Annotated in this window: 14 protein-coding genes, 1 tRNA gene and 1 pseudogene; 11 read left to right on the forward strand and 5 right to left on the reverse strand. The window is 71.0% G+C overall.

All coding sequences use genetic code 11. From position 1 onward, the window contains the following. Positions 1–311 (reverse strand): transposase (locus tag F8A92_RS12800; RefSeq protein WP_153505557.1); only part of this gene is annotated, 311 nt, incomplete at its 3' end. A gap of 51 nt (positions 312–362) precedes the next feature. Between F8A92_RS12800 and F8A92_RS19105 the strand changes: the two are divergent. Further along, a pseudogene (locus tag F8A92_RS19105) lies at positions 363–545 on the forward strand (IS30 family transposase); the annotation flags it as partial. A 73-nt stretch (positions 546–618) separates the two neighbouring features. On the opposite strand, the gene F8A92_RS12810 reads toward F8A92_RS19105, so the two are convergent. Next, positions 619–2172: a dolichyl-phosphate-mannose--protein mannosyltransferase gene (locus tag F8A92_RS12810; protein ID WP_153505558.1), complete on the reverse strand. Its 1554-nt coding sequence runs from the start codon at positions 2170–2172 to the stop codon at positions 619–621. 23 nt (positions 2173–2195) lie between these two features. On the opposite strand from F8A92_RS12810, the gene rsmI reads away from it, so the two are divergent. Continuing rightward, positions 2196–3074 (forward strand): 16S rRNA (cytidine(1402)-2'-O)-methyltransferase, encoded by an 879-nt coding sequence (gene rsmI, locus F8A92_RS12815; protein WP_153505559.1) that lies wholly within the window; start codon positions 2196–2198, stop codon positions 3072–3074. Positions 3075–3099: 25 nt separating this feature from the next. Here the strand turns inward: rsmI and F8A92_RS12820 are convergent, their stop codons facing one another. Then, on the reverse strand, positions 3100–4203 hold the full coding sequence (locus tag F8A92_RS12820) for a magnesium and cobalt transport protein CorA (RefSeq protein ID WP_153505560.1): 1104 nt from the start codon (positions 4201–4203) through the stop codon (positions 3100–3102). Between the two features lie 46 nt (positions 4204–4249). Between F8A92_RS12820 and metG the strand changes: the two genes are divergently transcribed. The 6 genes from metG to F8A92_RS12850 all read left to right on the forward strand — a co-directional run bounded on the left by metG (position 4250) and on the right by F8A92_RS12850 (position 11093). Beyond that, positions 4250–5830 carry a methionine--tRNA ligase gene (metG, locus tag F8A92_RS12825; protein ID WP_153505561.1) on the forward strand — a complete coding sequence of 527 codons (1581 nt, stop codon included), beginning with the start codon at positions 4250–4252 and terminating at the stop codon, positions 5828–5830. Next, a complete protein-coding gene (locus tag F8A92_RS12830; protein ID WP_153505562.1) occupies positions 5831–6685 on the forward strand; it encodes a TatD family hydrolase in 855 nt (284 codons plus the stop codon). Between the two features lie 188 nt (positions 6686–6873). Further along, positions 6874–8055 carry a transglycosylase family protein gene (locus F8A92_RS12835; protein ID WP_194291481.1) on the forward strand — a complete coding sequence of 394 codons (1182 nt, stop codon included), beginning with the start codon at positions 6874–6876 and terminating at the stop codon, positions 8053–8055. Between the two features lie 79 nt (positions 8056–8134). After that, a complete protein-coding gene (locus tag F8A92_RS12840) occupies positions 8135–9292 on the forward strand; it encodes a resuscitation-promoting factor (RefSeq protein ID WP_194291482.1) in 1158 nt (385 codons plus the stop codon). Further along, positions 9285–10154: a 16S rRNA (adenine(1518)-N(6)/adenine(1519)-N(6))-dimethyltransferase RsmA gene (gene rsmA, locus F8A92_RS12845; RefSeq protein ID WP_153505565.1), complete on the forward strand. Its 870-nt coding sequence runs from the start codon at positions 9285–9287 to the stop codon at positions 10152–10154. Before F8A92_RS12840 ends, rsmA begins: the two co-directional genes overlap by 8 nt. Before the next feature lie 15 nt (positions 10155–10169). After that, positions 10170–11093: a 4-(cytidine 5'-diphospho)-2-C-methyl-D-erythritol kinase gene (locus F8A92_RS12850; protein ID WP_153505566.1), complete on the forward strand. Its 924-nt coding sequence runs from the start codon at positions 10170–10172 to the stop codon at positions 11091–11093. Positions 11094–12430: 1337 nt separating this feature from the next. Here F8A92_RS12850 and F8A92_RS12855 read toward each other — a convergent pair. Together F8A92_RS12855 and F8A92_RS12860 are read right to left on the reverse strand one after the other, a co-directional pair. Then, entirely contained in the window at positions 12431–13024 is a 594-nt protein-coding gene (locus F8A92_RS12855) for a TetR/AcrR family transcriptional regulator (RefSeq protein ID WP_228389426.1), read from the reverse strand. 14 nt (positions 13025–13038) lie between these two features. Beyond that, positions 13039–14028 (reverse strand): acyl-CoA desaturase, encoded by a 990-nt coding sequence (locus tag F8A92_RS12860; RefSeq protein WP_153505568.1) that lies wholly within the window; start codon positions 14026–14028, stop codon positions 13039–13041. A 159-nt stretch (positions 14029–14187) separates the two neighbouring features. On the opposite strand from F8A92_RS12860, the gene F8A92_RS12865 reads away from it, so the two are divergent. From F8A92_RS12865 to F8A92_RS12875, 3 genes are all read left to right on the forward strand, one after another. Continuing rightward, positions 14188–14260 (forward strand) — tRNA-Gln (locus tag F8A92_RS12865). A gap of 70 nt (positions 14261–14330) precedes the next feature. Beyond that, a complete protein-coding gene (glmU, locus tag F8A92_RS12870) occupies positions 14331–15779 on the forward strand; it encodes a bifunctional UDP-N-acetylglucosamine diphosphorylase/glucosamine-1-phosphate N-acetyltransferase GlmU (protein ID WP_153505569.1) in 1449 nt (482 codons plus the stop codon). Next, positions 15779–16759, forward strand: a complete 981-nt coding sequence (locus F8A92_RS12875; RefSeq protein ID WP_153505570.1) for a ribose-phosphate diphosphokinase — start codon at positions 15779–15781, stop codon at positions 16757–16759. Before glmU ends, F8A92_RS12875 begins: the two co-directional genes overlap by 1 nt. Positions 16760–16841 lie beyond the last annotated feature (82 nt).

Raw genomic sequence — 16841 nt, forward strand, 5'->3', positions numbered from 1 at the left:
GGGTCGAGCTCCCGCGCGAAGAACGAGGACGCCGCCAACAGGATCTCGTTCGCGCGCTTCAGCTCGCGGTTCTCCGCTTCCAGTGCCTTGATCCGGGCGGCATCGCTTGTGGTGGTCCCGGGCCGTTCGCCGGCGTCGATCGCGGCCTGCTTGCACCAGCCACGCAGCGTGTCGGCGTTGACGCCTACCCGCTGCCCGATCCGGCGCACTGCCGCGTTCAACGACAGCTCCGGATCTTCTTTTCGGGCCTCGGCAACCAGCCGCATCGCGCGCTCACGAAGCTCCGGCGGATACTTCTTCGGTGCTGGCATGACCCCATCCTCCGTGGAATCAGACCCTCCACCAAACCCGGGGCGATTCAGCTACGCCAATACCTACCCAAAGGCACCGATCTGAGCTTCTACGGACCCGGCATGCTCGACCAGATCGCCCATCAGCTCAACTCCCGGCCCCGCAAGCGGCACGACTGGAAGACACCAGCCGAAGTCCTCAACGAGGTACTCTCAACGCCGCCAAAAACAACAGGCGTTGCGACGACCGCGTGAATCCGCCCCGGGTTTCGGTACCGAAGCACGCCGCGAACGGGGACGACGCGCCGCAGCCGCGAACGTCGCCCGGCTATCCCCAGGTGGTCAACCACATGCGCTGCGACAGCTCGCCACTGTCCAGCGGAGTGCCGTTGAGGACGGGAAGGAAGAACGCGAACAGCACGACGACGACCGCGAGATAGGTAGCGACCCCGGCGGCGCCGAGCTTCCGCCGGAATGCCGAGTCCTCCGGCCTGCCCAGAACGTCCTGCAGGCACAGCACGATGGCGAGGATGAAGAACGGGACCACGGGCGCCATGTAGAACATGAACATGGTGCGTTCGGTGTTGATGAGCCACAGCGCCCAGCCCGCGACGATCCCGGCGATCACCGCCCCGGCGACCCAGTCGCGGCGGGTCACCAGCCGCCACGCGGCCCACAGCGCGGCGAGAGCGAACGCCCACCACAGCGCGGGGTTGCCGATCATGGTGACGACCCGGTAGAGCTCGGCACCGCCCTCGGTCACCTGGTCCTTCACCATGAGCACTGGCCGGCCGTCGAGCAGCCAGGACCACGGGCCGGACTCCCACGGGTGCGGGCTGGAGAGACCGTTGTGGAACTTCAGCCACTCGCCCTGCATGTGCCACATGGAGCGGATCGCCTCGGGGATGAACGGATAGTCGGTCGCGCGGCCCTCCGCCCAGTGCCGGCCCTGAGCGGTCTCCCCGGCGAACCAGCCGATCCAGCTGGCCAGGTAGGCGATGACCGGTACGACACCGAGGTCCCAGAACGCGAAGGGCAGCGACCGGCGGGCGGCCACGAGGTACGGGCGGGCCAGCCCGATCAGCCGGTAGGCGCCGACGTCCCACCACACGCACAGGATCGCGAACAGCGCGAGGAAGTACGCCCCGCTCCACTTGACCGAGACCGCGAGCCCGAAGCAGACGCCGGCCGCGAGGCGCCACCAGCGGAACCCGACGCGTGGGCCCCAGCGCCCGTACGGCTCCGCGGCCCCATACGCCGCGGCGAGCTGCCGACGGAACCGGTCGCGGTCGAGCACCAGGCAGGTGAACCCGGCCAGCACCCATGCCTGCAGGAAGATGTCCAGGATGCCGGTGCGGCTCAGCGCGAAGGAGAAGCCGTCGCAGGCCAGCATCAGTCCGGCGGCGAGACCCAGGAACGTCGATCGGGTGAGCCGGCGTACGACGAAGATCAGCAGCGCGATCGCCGCAAGCCCGGCGAGCACGCTGCTGAACCGCCAGCCGATCGGGTTGTAGCCGAACAGCCACTCGCCGAACGCGATGTTCCACTTCCCGAACGGCGGGTGGACGATGAAGTAGTAGGCGCGGTTCTCCTCGAACCCGTACCGCAGGATCTGGTCGGCCTCGGGCACGTAGTACGCCTCGTCGAAGACCAGCCGCGTGGGGAAGCGCAGATCGATCAGCCGGACCAGACCGGCCACCGCGACGACGAGCGCGGTCGTGAGCCAGGCGGTGATGCGGTCGTTCGGCATCGGCGGTGCCAGCCGGCGGACGACGCGCTCCCGGTGCTCGCGATCGACGTCCGGGGCGAGCGCGGGTCGCTCCTCCCGACCGGCCGCGCCGTCGGTCTCGGCGGCGGCGGTCGTGCGCACGTCGGTAGTCACGGGGTAGATCGTAGGCTGGCCCGGTGAGTGACGAGGTCAACGGCCGCAGCCCCCACCCGGCCGATCGGGCCATCCCGCCGGGAACGCTGGCGGTCGCCGGCACCCCGCTGGGCAACCGGGGCGACGCCACCGACCGGCTGCGTGCTGCCCTCGCGGACGCCGACGTCGTGGCGGCCGAGGACACCCGCCGCACGCGGCGGCTCGCCGCGGACCTCGACGTGGTCATCCGCGGGCGGCTGGTGTCCTACTACGACCAGGTGGAGGCACAGCGCGCGCCCGAGCTCGTCGAGGCCCTGCGCGGCGGGCAGAGCGTGCTCCTCGTGACCGACGCCGGTATGCCATCGGTGTCCGACCCCGGCTACCGGATCGTGGAGGCGGCCGTCGCCGCCGGCCTGCTGGTCACCTGCCTGCCCGGTCCGTCCGCGGTCACGGTGGCGCTCGCGCTGTCGGGGCTGCCCAGCGACCGGTTCTGCTTCGAGGGCTTCCTGCCGCGCAAGCCGGGGGAGCGCGCCCGGCTGCTCGCCGAGCTGGCCACCGAGCGGCGCACCGTCGTGCTGTTCGAGGCGCCGCACCGGATCGAGGCGATGCTGCGCGCGTGCGCCGACGCCCTCGGCGGCGACCGGCGGGCGGCCGTGTGCCGGGAGCTGACGAAGACCTACGAGGAGGTACGGCGCGGCACCCTCGCCGAGCTGGCCGACTGGGCGGCCGACGGCGTGCGCGGCGAGATCACCGTCGTCATCGCCGGCGCGGGGGAGGCGCGCGGGCTCACAACGGGGCAGCTGGTCGAGATGGTCGAGCGCGAGGTCGCGTCGGGCTCCAGCAAGAAGGACGCCGTCGCCCTCGTCGCGGCGTCCACCGGGACGCCGAAGCGGACGGTGTTCGAGGCCTACCACTCCCGCTGAGCGCGGATGCCCGCTCCGGCGTCGCCTACAGCCAGTGGTTGCGCTTGAAGCCGCGGTACAGCAGCACGCAGATCGCCACGATGATCGCGATGATCAGCGGATAACCGAACCGCCACCCGAGCTCGGGCATGTGCTTGAAGTTCATCCCGTAGATCCCGGCCACGGCCGTCGGCACGGCGCCGATCGCGGCCCACGAGGTGATCTTGCGCATGTCCTCGTTCTCCGACAGCGAGATCCGGGCGATCGAGGCCTGCAGGATGGAGGACAGCAGCTCGTCCAACCCGGAGATCGTGTCCCGCACCCGACCGAGGTGGTCGTTCACGTCCCGGAAGTAGTCGTGGATCGGATCCGGGATCTGCGGCATCGGCCGGGTGGCCAGGTTGTGCAGCGGCATCGACAGCGGGCCGACAGCCCGCTTGAGCTCGAGCAGCTCGCGCTTGAGCTGGTAGATGCGGCCGACGTCCTGCTGCTTGCGCTGAGGCGAGAAGACGCTCGCCTCGAGCTCGTCGAGGTCGGTCTCGACCTCGGTGCACACGTCGAGGTAGCGGTCGACGATCACGTCGCAGATCGCGTACATCACCGCGGCGGGGCCCAGCTTGAGGAGATCCCGGTCCTGGTTCTCCAGTCGGTTGCGCAGGCCCCCGAACTCGCCGAAGTTGCCGTGCCGCACGGTGATCGCGAAGTACGGCCCGATGAAGACCATCACCTCGCTCGTCCCGATCACCTCGCTGGTCGCGGTGAGCTCGTCGTGCTCGACGTACCGCGCCGTCTTCAGCACCATGAACAGGGTGCCGGCGTAGTCCTCGAGCTTCGGACGGTTGTGCGTCGACACGGCGTCTTCGACCGCGAGCGGATGCAGCCCGAACTCGGCGGCGACCGATTCGAGCTCGGCCTGGGTGGGCTCGTGCAGGCCCATCCACACGAACCCGCCCTCGTTCCGCGCCAACTCGGCCGCCTCCCGGTAGCTGCCTCCGCGGTGGATCACGGCGCCGTCGCGATAGACCGCCAGCCCCATGACCGCGTCGTGCCGCGGCTCGGAGGACGTGACGACCGCCAGCGGCTTGCGGCGGACGACGGCCAGCGGGTTCAGGGGTACGCGGCTGCGCCACGGCTGCTCGTTCGTGCTCATGACACCTCCGACGGCGCAGTGTGATCCGGCCACTACCCTAGAGGGCATGCCTGAAACCTCGGCGAAGTCATTCTTCATCACGACGCCTATCTATTACGTGACCGCAGCACCGCACATCGGAAGCGCCTACACGACCACCGCGGCCGACGTCCTCGCCCGCTGGCACCGCCACCGGGGCGAGCGGGTGTTCTTCCTGACCGGCACGGACGAGCACGGCCAGAAGGTGCTGCGGACGGCGGAGAAGAACGGCAAGAGCCCGCAGGAGTTCGTCGACGGGCTGGTCGAGTCGGAGTGGAAGCCGGCGTGGGACCTGCTCGACATCCGCTACGACCGGTTCATCCGCACCACCGACGACGACCACGTGCGGCAGGTCCAGGAGTTCTGGCAGCGCGTCTACGACAACGGCTACGTCTACGAGGGCGAGTACTCCGGCAAGTACTGCGTCGACTGCGAGGAGTTCAAGAGCGACGACGACCTCGACGCCGAGGGCAACTGTCTGATCCACGAGCGTCCCGCCGAGACCATCACCGAGAAGAACTGGTTCTTCAAGCTCAGCGAGTTCGCTGACCGGCTGCTTGAGCTGTACGAGTCGGTGCCGGACTTCATCGCGCCGCAGGCCAGCCGCAACGAGATCCTCAACTACGTCCGGTCCGGCCTGCACGACCTGTCCATCTCGCGCTCGTCGTTCGACTGGGGCATCAAGGTCCCCTGGGACAACAGCCAGGTGCTGTACGTGTGGATCGACGCCCTGCTGAACTACACCAGCGCGGCGAAGATCTTCGACGACCCCGAGGCGTTCGCGCAGATCTGGCCGGCCACGCACCTGATGAGCCGCGACATCCTGCGCTTCCACTCGGTGATCTGGCCGGCGATGCTCATGGCCGCGGGCGAGCAGCCGCCGCGCCGGGTCTACGTGCACGGCTACCTGCTCGTCGGCGGCAAGAAGATGGCCAAGAGCAACGCGACCGCCATCCACCCCCGCGAGATCGTCGACACGTTCGGTGCCGACGCCTACCGCTACTACTTCATGAAGGCGATCCCGTTCGGCTCCGACGCGTCGTTCTCCTGGGAGCACCTGCACGCGGTCTACACCGACGAGCTGGCCAACAATCTCGGCAACCTGGCCAGCCGGGTCGCCGCGATGATCGGCAAGTACTTCGACGGCAAGCTGCCGGCGCCCGGCGCGCTGACCAACGAGGACGGCGCGATCGCCGACCAGCTGCAGAAGGCCGCGCAGAAGGCGGACGTCGCGATCAGCCGTCTGCAGATCCACGAGGCGATCACGGCGACCCACGACTTCGTCACCGCCGTGAACGGCTACGTGACCGAGCAGCAGCCGTGGAAGGTCGCCAAGGACGACTCGCCGCTGGCCACCGAACGGCTCGCCACCATCCTGTACGTCTGCGCGGAGTCGCTGCGTGCCGTCAGCGTGCTGCACAGCTCGGTGATGCCCACCGCCGCCGCGCGGCTGTGGGAGTCGCTCGGCGCGCCGGAGTCGCTGGGCAGCCTCGAGGACCAGCCGATCTCGAGCGCGGCCGACTGGGGCCTGCTGCCCGCCAGCTCGACGGTGACCAAGGGAGCGGTGCTGTTCCCCCGCATCGAGGCGGACGTCGAGGTCGGCGCCTAGGTGGGCAAGAGCAAGAGCCAGCTGGAGCGCGAGAAGCAGCCACCTGAGCCGCCGGCCGCGCTGCCGGTCGCCGTACCGGACAACCACACGCACCTCGACATCGTCATCGACTGGATCGGCGGGACGCCGACCGAGCACCTCGACGCCGCCGAAGCGGTCGGCGTCGACCGGATCGTCCAGGTCGGCACCGACGCGGAGTCCTCCCGGTGGGCCGCGCGGCTCGCGGCCGCCGACCGGCGTGTGCTCGCCGCGGTCGCCCTGCACCCCAACGACGCGCCCCGCCTCGGGGCCGGTCTCGACGACGCGCTCGCCGTCATCGACGAGCTCGCGGCCCAGCCGCGGGTCCGCGCCGTCGGCGAGACCGGGCTGGACTTCTTCCGCACCCGAGAGGACGACGGGCACCGCGTCCAGCGCGAGTCGTTCGCGCGGCACATCGACATCGCCAAGCGGCACGGCCTCGCGCTGATGATCCACGACCGCGACGCCCACCAGGCGGTCTTCGACGTCCTGGACGCCGAGGGCGCCCCGGAGCAGGTCGTGTTCCACTGCTTCTCGGGAGATGCGGACATGGCACGCTACTGCGCCGACCGCGGCTGGTACCTGAGCTTCGCCGGCAACTCCACGTTCAACGCCTCGACGCCGCTGCGCGAGGCGTACTGCGCGGCCCCGCGCGAGCTGCTGCTCGCGGAGACCGACGCCCCGTTCCTGACACCGATGCCGCACCGGGGACGCCCGAACGGTCCGTACCTGACGCCGCTGACCGTCGAGCGGATGGCCGCCGAGCGCGGCGAGGACCTGGCCGAGCTCTGCCAGGCGCTCAGCGACAACGCCGAGCGGGTGTACGGCGGCTGGTAGTTCCCTTCGTCACGATCCGAGCGCGCTGGGGTAGCGGTGCCGTGACCGGTCCGTTATAGTCCTGTAACCGAACCGGTCAGGGTGGGGAGCCCGAGGGCGGGTCATGACGACCCGAGTAACGCGTGCCGGCGACTGCCTACGGATGGTTGCCATGTCCCCTGCCTGCGAAGTGCAATCATCGGAGCAAAGTGCGTCGTATCTATCGCGCGGGCCTGTCGGCCCTCGCCGTGACCGCCGTCGTCGGCGGCACGGTCGCGTTCAAAGCCCTCGACAAGTCCGTCGACATCGTCGTCGACGGCAAGCCGCAGACCGTCTCGACCTACGCCTCGACGGTGGAAGGCGTCCTGAAGGACGCTGACATCAAGGTGGCGAAGCGTGACGAGGTCACCCCGTCCGTCCACTCGGCGGTCGCCGACGGAGGCAAGATCAACCTGACCCGCGCCCGCATGGTCGACTACAAGGTCGACGGCGCGCAGAACCGCCAGTGGGTCACTGCGCTGACCGTCGCGGAGGCGCTCGACCAGCTCGGCATCTCCGACAACGCGAAGGTGTCGGCCTCCCGCTCGCAGCGCATCCCGCTGCAGGGCGCCTCGATCGAGATCACGACGGCCAAGGACGTCACGATCAACGTCGACGGCTCGAGCATCGCGGCGTCGTCCACCACCGGTGACGTGCGGACGCTGCTGTCCGAGCAGGGCATCACGCTGGAGCAGCAGGACTACACCGATCCCGCGCTCGAGACGGCCCTCACGCCGGGCATGACGGTCACCGTCAACCGCGTGCGCACGAGCCAGGTGCAGGAGACGCAGGAGGTCGACTACCAGACGACCGAGCTGCCGGACTCCTCCCTCGAGCAGGGCAAGAAGAAGACCGTCACCGAGGGCCAGAAGGGCGAGCAGGTGGTGACCTACACCGTGGTCACGACCAACGGCGTGGAGTCCTCGCGCCAGGCCAGCTCGGTGCAGGTCACGAAGGCCCCGGTCGACCAGGTCGTCGCGGTCGGCACCAAGCCCCCGGCACCGGCGCCGGCCCCGGCTCCCGCTCCGGCACCCGCGCCGCAGAGCAGCGGCTCGACCTCGAGCAGCTCGTCGTCGGGTGGCAACACCGGCGCCGTCCCGCCTGCCCCCAGCGGCGGGCACAACTGGGACGCCGTCGCGCAGTGCGAGTCCGGCGGCAACTGGTCGATCAACACCGGAAACGGCTACTACGGCGGCCTGCAGTTCAACATCAGCACCTGGAACGCCTACGGCGGCGGCGCCTATGCCGCGCGGGCCGACCTGGCGACCAAGGATCAGCAGATCGCGATCGCCGAGAAGGTTCTCGCGGGCCAGGGCGCGGGCGCGTGGCCCGTGTGCGGCAAGCGGCTGTAGGTCAACGACACCAGCACCACCCGAAGGCGGTCTCGGCTCGAGACCGCCTTCGGGCGTGCACGGAACGGAGCACGTTCGCATGGGCCGTCATTCAGCCCCCTCCCGGCGCGCCGTGCGCGCCGAGGCGCGCACCCAGCGCCCGGACCGCGCTCGGCGCGGTAGGCGCTCCACGCCGGCCCGTCTCGTGGCCGCCGGCGCCGGCGCCGTCGTCCTGAGCACCACCGTCGGCTTCGTGGGCCTCGGCAAGCAGGTGCAGGTGGTCGTCGACGGCGAGCAGCGCACCATCACGACCTACGCCTCCGACGTCCGCGGCGCCCTGGTCGACGCCGGCGTCCCGGCCACGGCGCACGACGTCGTCGTGCCCTCGCCGTCCGCGACGCTCGTGGACGGCGCGACGATCGACGTGACCAAGGGCCGCCGGCTCACCGTGACCGTCGACGGCCACAGCAGCACCCACTACGTCGCCGCCCGGACCACCGCCGAGGCGGTCCAGCAGCTCGGGCTCGGCGACTACTCGGTCGTGTCCTCGCGCTCCAGCCGGCTCCCGCTGCACGGCGGCGCCCTCGAGCTGGCCACCTACCGGCCGGTGACCGTCAGCGCCGACGGCAAGCAGCAGGTCGTGTACACCGCCGGGCGCGACGTCGCGGCAGCGCTCGACGACGCCGGCATCACCCTCGGCGAGACCGACCAGGTCGCGCCCGCCGCCGACACCCCGCTCACCCCGGGGACGAGGATCCAGGTCACCCGGGTCGGCGAGCACACCGTGACCGAGCAGCGGGCCGTCCCGCACCAGACCATCGAGCAGAGCGACCCGGGCCAGTACGTGGGCATCGACACCGTGCAGGCGCAGGGCTCGGACGGCGTCGAGTCGGTCACCGTCGAGGTGAGCACGGTGAACGGCGTCGAGACCGCGCGGACCGAGATCGCGAAGCAGACCGTCACGCCGCCGGTGGACGCCGTCGTCGTCAAGGGCGCGAAGCCGTTCCCCGCGGACGTCGACGCGCTGAACTGGCAGGCGCTGGGGATGTGCGAGTCGACGAACAACCCGAAGGCCGTCAACAAGACCAACGGCAAGTACTTCGGCGAGTACCAGTTCTCCGTCGAGACCTGGGCCGGGGTCGGCGGGACCGGCAACCCCGCGGACGCGCCCGCCGCCGAGCAGCTCGCGCGCGCCAAGATGCTGTTCATGCAGTACGGCGCCGGCCAGTGGGAATGCGGTTCGCACCTGTATGACTGAGCAGCTGCCCCGGATGCTCGGTCCCGCGGCGATCCGCGAGCTCGCCGCGCACCTCGACGTCCGGCCGACCAAGACGCTCGGGCAGAACTTCGTGCACGACGCCAACACGGTGCGCCGGATCGTGCAGGCCGCGGCGCTCGTGCCGGGGGAGCGCGTCCTCGAGGTCGGCCCCGGCCTCGGGTCCCTCACGCTCGGAATGCTCGACGCGGGCCACCCGGTGCTGGCCGTCGAGATCGACCCGGTGCTCGCCGACGCGCTGCCGCGGACCGTCGAGCGGCTGCAACCGGACAACGCCGCCCGGCTGCAGGTCGTCACCGCCGACGCGCTGCGCCTCACCGAGCTCCCCGGCCCCGCGCCGACCGCGCTCGTGGCCAACCTGCCCTACAACGTCTCGGTGCCCGTCCTGCTGCACCTGCTGCAGACCGTGCCGACCCTGCAGCGGGTCCTGGTGATGGTGCAGGCGGAGGTCGCGCACCGGCTGGCCGCCACCCCCGGCAGCAAGGTGTACGGCGCCCCGTCGGTCAAGGCCGCGTGGTACGCCGACGTCCGGCTCGCGATGGGCGTGAGCCGGCAGATCTTCTGGCCGGTGCCCAACGTCGACTCCGCGCTGGTGTCGCTGGTGCGTCGTCCCGAGCCGCTGTCCGACGTGCCCCGCGAGCAGGTGTTCGCCGTGATCGACGCCGCGTTCGCGCAGCGCCGCAAGATGCTGCGGGCCGCCCTCGCGCCGTTGTTCGGCTCGTCGTCCGCGGCGTCCGCGGCGCTCGAACGCGCCGGCGTCGACCCGACCGCTCGTGGGGAGACGCTGACCGTGGCAGACTTCCTAGCGGTGGCTCGCCAGAGTCCCGCGCCGACCACGACCTAGGGAGACACCAGCTCGATGACCGCGCCCGTGCAGACCGACGACGTGGTGATCGCGCGGGCCCCGGCCAAGATCAACCTGCACCTCGGCGTCGGCCCCCTGCGCTCGGACGGCTACCACGAGCTGGCGACCGTCTTCTGCGCGCTCTCGCTCACCGACGAGCTGGTGGCCGTCGAGGCCGAGCGGCTGCGCATCACGACCACCGGGGAAGGCGCCGCCGACGTCCCCGAGGGTCCCACCAACCTCGCCTGCCGGGCCGCGAGCATGCTGGCCGAGCGGGCCGGCATCGCCCCGGAAGTCGAGCTCTCGGTCCGCAAGCAGATCCCCGTGGCCGCGGGCCTCGCCGGCGGCAGCGCCGATGCCGCCGCCGCCCTCGTCGCCTGTGACGCGCTGTGGCAGACCGGGGCCGGCCGCGACGACCTCGTGCAGATCGCGGCGGCCCTGGGCAGCGACGTCGTCTTCTCGCTCACCGGCGGCCTCGCGCTGGGTACCGGACGCGGCGAGCTGCTGTCTCCGGTGCTCGCGGCCGGACGGTGGCACTGGGTGCTGGCGGTCGCGGACGGCGGCCTGTCGACTAAGGACGTGTACGCCGAGCTGGATCGGCTGCGTGACGGCCGCGACGTCGAGCGCACGCTGGAGCTGCCCGACGACCTGATGAACGCGCTGCGCTCGCGGGACACCGCCGCGCTCGGCGCCGCGCTGCACAACGACATGGAGCCGGCGGCGTTCAGCCTGAAGCCGGCGCTGCGGCGCACCAAGGCGGCCGGCCTCGACGAGGGGGCCTCCGGGGCGCTGCTGTGCGGCAGCGGGCCGACGATGGCCTTCCTCGCGCGGGGCGAGAAGCAGGCCGTCGACCTCGCGGCCCGGATCAGCGGGCTCGGCGTCTGCCGCACGGTGCGCACCGCCCACGGCCCCGTGCAGGGCGCGCGCGTCGTCGGCTGACCGAGCGCCCTGCGTTCCCGCGGGAGCGCCGTTCGCCGCTGCGGTGGTCGCGGGCATTGTCGGAGTGCGACGTCTCGACGTCGCTTCGCCTATCGGCTCCGCTCGCTCGACGACCGTGGGGCTCGACGACCGTGGGGCTCGACAACCGTGTTGCTCGACAACCGTTGAGCAGCCGGCCGCGCGAGCGGTGGCGCGGCGGCGTACAGAGCGGGGCTAGTGGTGGCGCACCCGGGGCTAGCGGCACCGCACCTTGGGGCGGACTGGAGGTGCTCACACATGGTCGTCGAGCGAGCGAGCCCCCTGGGGCGAGCGACGTCGAGACGTCGCGGGCCGCTGGTTCGGGTGTGCCCGGCGGCGCCTGTGCGTTCCCGCGGCAGCGCCGTTCGCCGCTGCGGTGGTCGCGGGCATTGTCGGCTTGCGGCGTCTCGACGTCGCTTCGCCTATCGGCTCCGCTCGCTCGACGACCGTGGGGCTCGACGACCGTGGGGCTGGACCACCGTGTCGCGCGACGACCGTTGAATAGGCGGCCGCGCGAGCGGTGGCGCGGCGGCGTACAGAGCGGGGCTGGCGGTGGCGCACCTTGGGAGCGGACTGGAGGTGCTCACGCATGGTCGTCGAGCGAGCGAGCCCCCTGGGGCGAGCGACGTCGAGACGTCGCGGGCCGCTGGTTCCGGTGTGCCGAGCGGTGCCGGTGCGTTCCCGCGGGAGCGCCGTTCGCCGCTGCGGTGGTCGCGGGCATTGTCGGCTTGCGGCGTCTCGACGTCGCGTCGCCTATCGGCTCCGCTCGCTCGACGACCGTGGGGCTCGACGACCGTGGGGCTGGACCACCGTGTCGCGCGACGACCGTTGAATAGGCGGCCGCGCGAGCGGTGGCGCGGCGGCGTACAGAGCGGGGCTGGCGGTGGCGCACCTTGGGAGCGGACTGGAGGTGCTCACGCATGGTCGTCGAGCGCGCGAGCCCCCGGGGGCGAGCGACGTCGAGACGTCGCGGGCCGCTGGTTCCGGTGTGCCGAGCGGTGCCGGTGCGTTCCCGCGGGAGCGCCGTTCGCCGCTGCGGTGGTCGCGGGCATTGTCGGCTTGCGGCGTCTCGACGTCGCTTCGCCTATCGGCTCCGCTCGCTCGACGACCGTGGGGCTGGACGACCGTGGGGCTGGACGACCGTGGGGCTGGACGACCGTGGGGCTGGACGACCGTGGGGCTGGACGACCGTGGGGCTGGACGACCGTGGGGCTGGACGACCGTGGGGCTGGACGACCGTGGGGCTGGACGACCGTGTCGCTCGACGACCGTTGAGCAGCCGGCCGCGCGAGCGGTGGCGCGCGGCGTACAGGGCGGGGCTAGCGGTGGCGCACCTTGGGGGCTGACTGCAGGTGCGCCAGGCCGTTCCACGCCAGGTTCACCAGGTGCGCGGCGACGATCTCCTTGTTCGGCTTGCGCGCCTCGAGCCACCACTGGCCGGTCGCGGCGACCATGCCGACGAGCGCCTGCGAGTACAGCCCCGCGAGCTTCGTCTCGTACCCGCGCGCCTTGAAGGCGCGGTCGAGGATGTGCTCGACCCGGCTCGCGACGTCGTTGATCAGGCTGGAGAACGTGCCGGTGCGCCCCGTCGGCGGAGTGTCGCGAGTGAGCACCTTGAAGCCGTCGGTCTCGTTCTCGATGTAGTCCAGCAGCACGAAGGCGGCCTTCTCCAGGAGCACCCGCGGCGGCGCGTCCTGCAGCGCGTCCTCGAACCGCCCCAGCAGCACGCTCATCTCGCGGTCGACGACGACGGCGTACAGGCCCTCCTTGCCGCCGAAGTGCTCGTAGACGACCGGTTTGCTGACGTGCGCCCGCGCGGCGATCTCCTCGATCGACGTCGCGTCGTACCCGCGCTCGGCGAACACGCTGCGCGCGACGTGGATGAGCTGCTTGCGCCGCTGCGCCCCGGTCATCCTCATATGCGGGTCTAGGCCTCCGCGAGCTTGGCCTGGACGCGCTCCGGCGACGGCCACTTGACGTTGTACGCCCAGCCCAGGCGCTCGAAGATCCAGATGACCCGCGCCGAGATGTCGAGCTGGCCGCGCATTACGCCGTGCCGTGCGGCGGTCGGGTCGGCGTGGTGCAGGTTGTGCCACGCCTCGCCCATCGACAGGATCGCCAGCGGCCAGTAGTTGGAGCTCATGTCCCGCGAGGAGAACGGCCGCTCGCCGAGCGCATGGCAGATGGAGTTGATGCTCCAGGTCATGTGGTGGATGGCGCCGACGCGCACGAGGCTGGCCCAGAAGAAGGCGGTCAGCGCGCCGTGCCACGAGCCGGCGACAAGGCCGCCGATCAGCGGCGGCAGCAGCAGGCTGATGGCCGCCCACAGCCCGAAGGTGTTGGAGACGAACCGGATCTGGCGATCCTTGAGCAGGTCGGGGGTGAACCGCTCCTTGTTCGTCTTCTCGCCCTGGAACATCCACCCCATGTGCGCCCAGAACAGCCCCTTGACCAGCGCGCCGGCCGAGTGGCCGTAGCGCCACGGCGAGTGCGGGTCGCCGTCGCGGTCGCTGTAGGCGTGATGCCGACGGTGGTCGGCGACCCACTGGATGACCGAGCCCTGGATGGCCATCGAGCCGGCGATCGCCAGCGCGACCCGCAGCGGCTGCTTGGCCTTGAACGAGCCGTGCGTGAAGTGCCGGTGGTAGCCGACGGTGACGCCGAGGACCCCCAGGACGTAGAACACGGCGAACAGGACGACGTCCGTCCAGCTCAACCACCCGCCGCCGGCAGCGAGCGGGACCGCGACCAGCATCGCGGCCAGCGGAAGCAGCACGAAGACATAGAGCAGAACGTGCTCGTACAGTGCCTTGCGCCGGCCGACGATCGGCTTCGGCTTGCCGTCATCGGAGACCGGCCCGGAGACGATGGCCTTGTCGGCCTGGCGGGGAGGTGCGGTGGCGGTGGGGGGAGTCATCTGTGTTCGAGACCTCGTTCTTCGGGGTACGGGGCGGAACGCCTACGCCATCGTAAGTTACCCGATCGTAGGTTGCTAGCGATTCGAAAGCGGGCCAACGTGACCTTCAACCCCGCCGCGCGCGGGCTGTAAAGTCTGCTCACGCACCCACTGTGCAGGTGGGGGGTGGGGTAATCGGCAGCCCGCGGGCCTTTGGAGCCTTGCAGTCTCGGTTCGAATCCGAGTCCCCCAGCGAACGCGCACCCGCCGCACCCGACCCAGAGAGTGGCAACCCGACGCACGACGCTCGAAGGAGCTGGTTGATGAGTGACGCCCCCACCGCCGTGATCATCCTGGCCGCAGGCCAGGGCACCCGGATGAAGTCGGCCAGGCCGAAGGTGCTGCACGCGATCGGGGGACGCAGCCTCCTCGGTCACGTGCTGGCCGCCGCCCGCCCGCTCGCCGCCCGTGAGACGGTCGTCGTCGTGGGCGCCGGGCGCGAGCAGGTCGCCGAGCACCTGGCGCAGGTCGCGCCGGACGTGCGCACCGCGGTCCAGGAGGAGCAGCTCGGCTCCGGCCACGCGACCCGCGTCGGTGTCGAGCTCCTCGGCCAGGTCACCGGGACCGTCGTCGTCCTCAACGGCGACGCGCCGCTGCTGACCGACTCCACGCTGCGGTCCTTCGTCGAGCATCACGCCGAGCACGGCGACGCGATGACGATCCTGTCCGCCGTCGTCCCGGACCCCACCGGTCTCGGCCGGATCGTGCGCTCCGGCGAGCGGGTGACGGCGATCGTCGAGCAGAAGGACGCCACCGCCGAGCAGGCCGCGATCACCGAGATCAACGCCGGCGTGTACGCCTTCGACGGGGCGCACCTGCAGGACGTGCTGGCCTCCCTGTCGCGCGAGAACGCGCAGGGGGAGGAGTACCTCACCGAGGCCGTCACCCTGCTGCTGGAGCGCGGCCGCACCGTGGGCGCCTACGTGGCGCCGAGCTACGAGGAGACCTTGGGCTGCAACGACCGCATCGAGCTGGCGGCGCGGGGCCGGCAGCTCAACGACCGGCTGTGCCGCAAGTGGATGCGGGAGGGGGTGACGATCGTCGACCCGCAGACCACCTGGATCGACGCGGACGTCGAGCTCGCCTCCGACGTGACGCTGCTGCCGGGCACCCACCTGGCCGGGGCCACCAAGGTCGACGAGGGCGCGACGGTCGGGCCGGACTGCACGATCATCGACTGCGAGATCGGCGCCGGGGCGAGCGTCGTCCGCACGCACGCCGAGCTGGCCGTCGTCGGCACCGGCGCCAGCGTGGGGCCGTTCGCGTACCTGCGGCCCAACTCGCGGCTCGGCGAGGGCGGCAAGATCGGCACCTTCGTCGAGACGAAGAACGCCGCCATCGGCGCGCAGTCCAAGGTGCCGCACCTGACCTACGTCGGCGACGCGACGATCGGCGTCGACACCAACATCGGCGCCTCGAGCGTGTTCGTGAACTACGACGGGGTGCACAAGTCGCACACCACGATCGGCGACCACTGTCGGCTGGGCTCGGACAACATGTACGTCGCGCCGGTGACCGTCGGCGACGGCGCGTACTCCGGCGCGGGCACGGTGATCCGCAAGGACGTACCACCGGGCGCGCTCGCCGTCTCCGGCGGCCCTCAGCGCAACCTGCTCGGCTGGGTAGGGGAGAATCGTCCGGGAACTGCTTCGGCGGAGGCCGCCGCCGCGGCGTCCGAACCGGTGCGGGACGTCGATCAGAAAGACGCTTGATGAGCAGCATTGAGAAGCCGAGCCAGAAGAGCCTGATGGTGTTCTCCGGCCGGGCCTACCCCGAGCTGGCCGACGAGATCGCGGCGAACCTCGGAGTGACGGTAACGCCGACCTCGTCGTACGCCTTCGCCAACGGCGAGCTGTACGCGCGGTCCGAGGAGTCCGCCCGCGGCGCCGACGTGTTCGTCGTGCAGTCGCACACCACCCCGATCAACGACTGGCTCATGGAGCAGCTGATCCTCGTCGACGCGCTCAAGCGCGCGTCGGCCAAGCGGATCACCGTCGTCTCGCCGTTCTACCCGTACGCGCGCCAGGACAAGAAGAGCCGCGGCCGCGAGCCGATCACCGCGCGCCTGGTGGCCGACATGTACACCGCCGCCGGGGCCGACCGCATCATCTCGGTCGACCTGCACACGGCACAGATCCAGGGCTTCTTCGACGGGCCGGTCGACCACCTGTTCGCGACGCCGATCCTGACCGACTACATCCGCAACAAGTACCTCGACCAGCCGATCACCGTCGTCTCGCCGGACTCCGGCCGCGTGCGGCTCTCCGAGCGCTGGGCGGACTACCTCGGTGGTACGCCGCTGGCGTTCATCCACAAGACCCGCGACGTGACGCAGCCGAACCAGACCGTCGCGAACCGCGTGGTCGGTGACGTCAAGGACCGGCTCTGCATCCTGATCGACGACATGATCGACACCGGCGGCACCATCTGCAAGGCCGCCGACGCCCTGGTCAAGGCCGGCGCAAAGGACGTGGTCATCGCCGCGACGCACGGGATCCTGTCCGACCCGGCGGCCCAGCGGCTCGCGGAGGCGCCCGTGAGCGAGGTGATCTTCACCAACACGCTCCCGATCCCGCCGGAGAAGAAGCTCGACAAGATGACGGTGCTCTCGATCGCTCCGCTGATCGCGCGCGCCATCAAGGAGATCTTCGAGGACGGCTCGGTCACCAGCCTGTTCGACGGCGACGCCTAGCCTGCTGCGCGGCGCCCCACGACCGGCGCGGGCGCCCACAGCCGGTGCACAGCCACGCCTGCGGCCGCGCTCAGCCGGGCGT

It is taken from the genome of Cumulibacter manganitolerans, from assembly GCF_009602465.1.
GTDB classification, from domain to species: domain Bacteria; phylum Actinomycetota; class Actinomycetes; order Mycobacteriales; family Antricoccaceae; genus Cumulibacter; species Cumulibacter manganitolerans.

Bases quoted from the DNA above. Each gene is read 5' to 3' on its own strand.
- F8A92_RS12820 (WP_153505560.1), bottom strand. From the start codon at position 4,203: ATGAGCACGAACGAGCAGCCGTGGCGCAGCCGCGTACCCCTGAACCCG.
- metG (WP_153505561.1), top strand. From the start codon at position 4,250: ATGCCTGAAACCTCGGCGAAGTCATTCTTCATCACGACGCCTATCTAT.
- F8A92_RS12840 (WP_194291482.1), top strand. From the start codon at position 8,135: ATGGGCCGTCATTCAGCCCCCTCCCGGCGCGCCGTGCGCGCCGAGGCG.
- rsmA (WP_153505565.1), top strand. From the start codon at position 9,285: ATGACTGAGCAGCTGCCCCGGATGCTCGGTCCCGCGGCGATCCGCGAG.
- F8A92_RS12850 (WP_153505566.1), top strand. From the start codon at position 10,170: ATGACCGCGCCCGTGCAGACCGACGACGTGGTGATCGCGCGGGCCCCG.
- F8A92_RS12855 (WP_228389426.1), bottom strand. From the start codon at position 13,024: ATGACCGGGGCGCAGCGGCGCAAGCAGCTCATCCACGTCGCGCGCAGC.
- F8A92_RS12860 (WP_153505568.1), bottom strand. From the start codon at position 14,028: ATGACTCCCCCCACCGCCACCGCACCTCCCCGCCAGGCCGACAAGGCC.
- glmU (WP_153505569.1), top strand. From the start codon at position 14,331: ATGAGTGACGCCCCCACCGCCGTGATCATCCTGGCCGCAGGCCAGGGC.
- F8A92_RS12875 (WP_153505570.1), top strand. From the start codon at position 15,779: ATGAGCAGCATTGAGAAGCCGAGCCAGAAGAGCCTGATGGTGTTCTCC.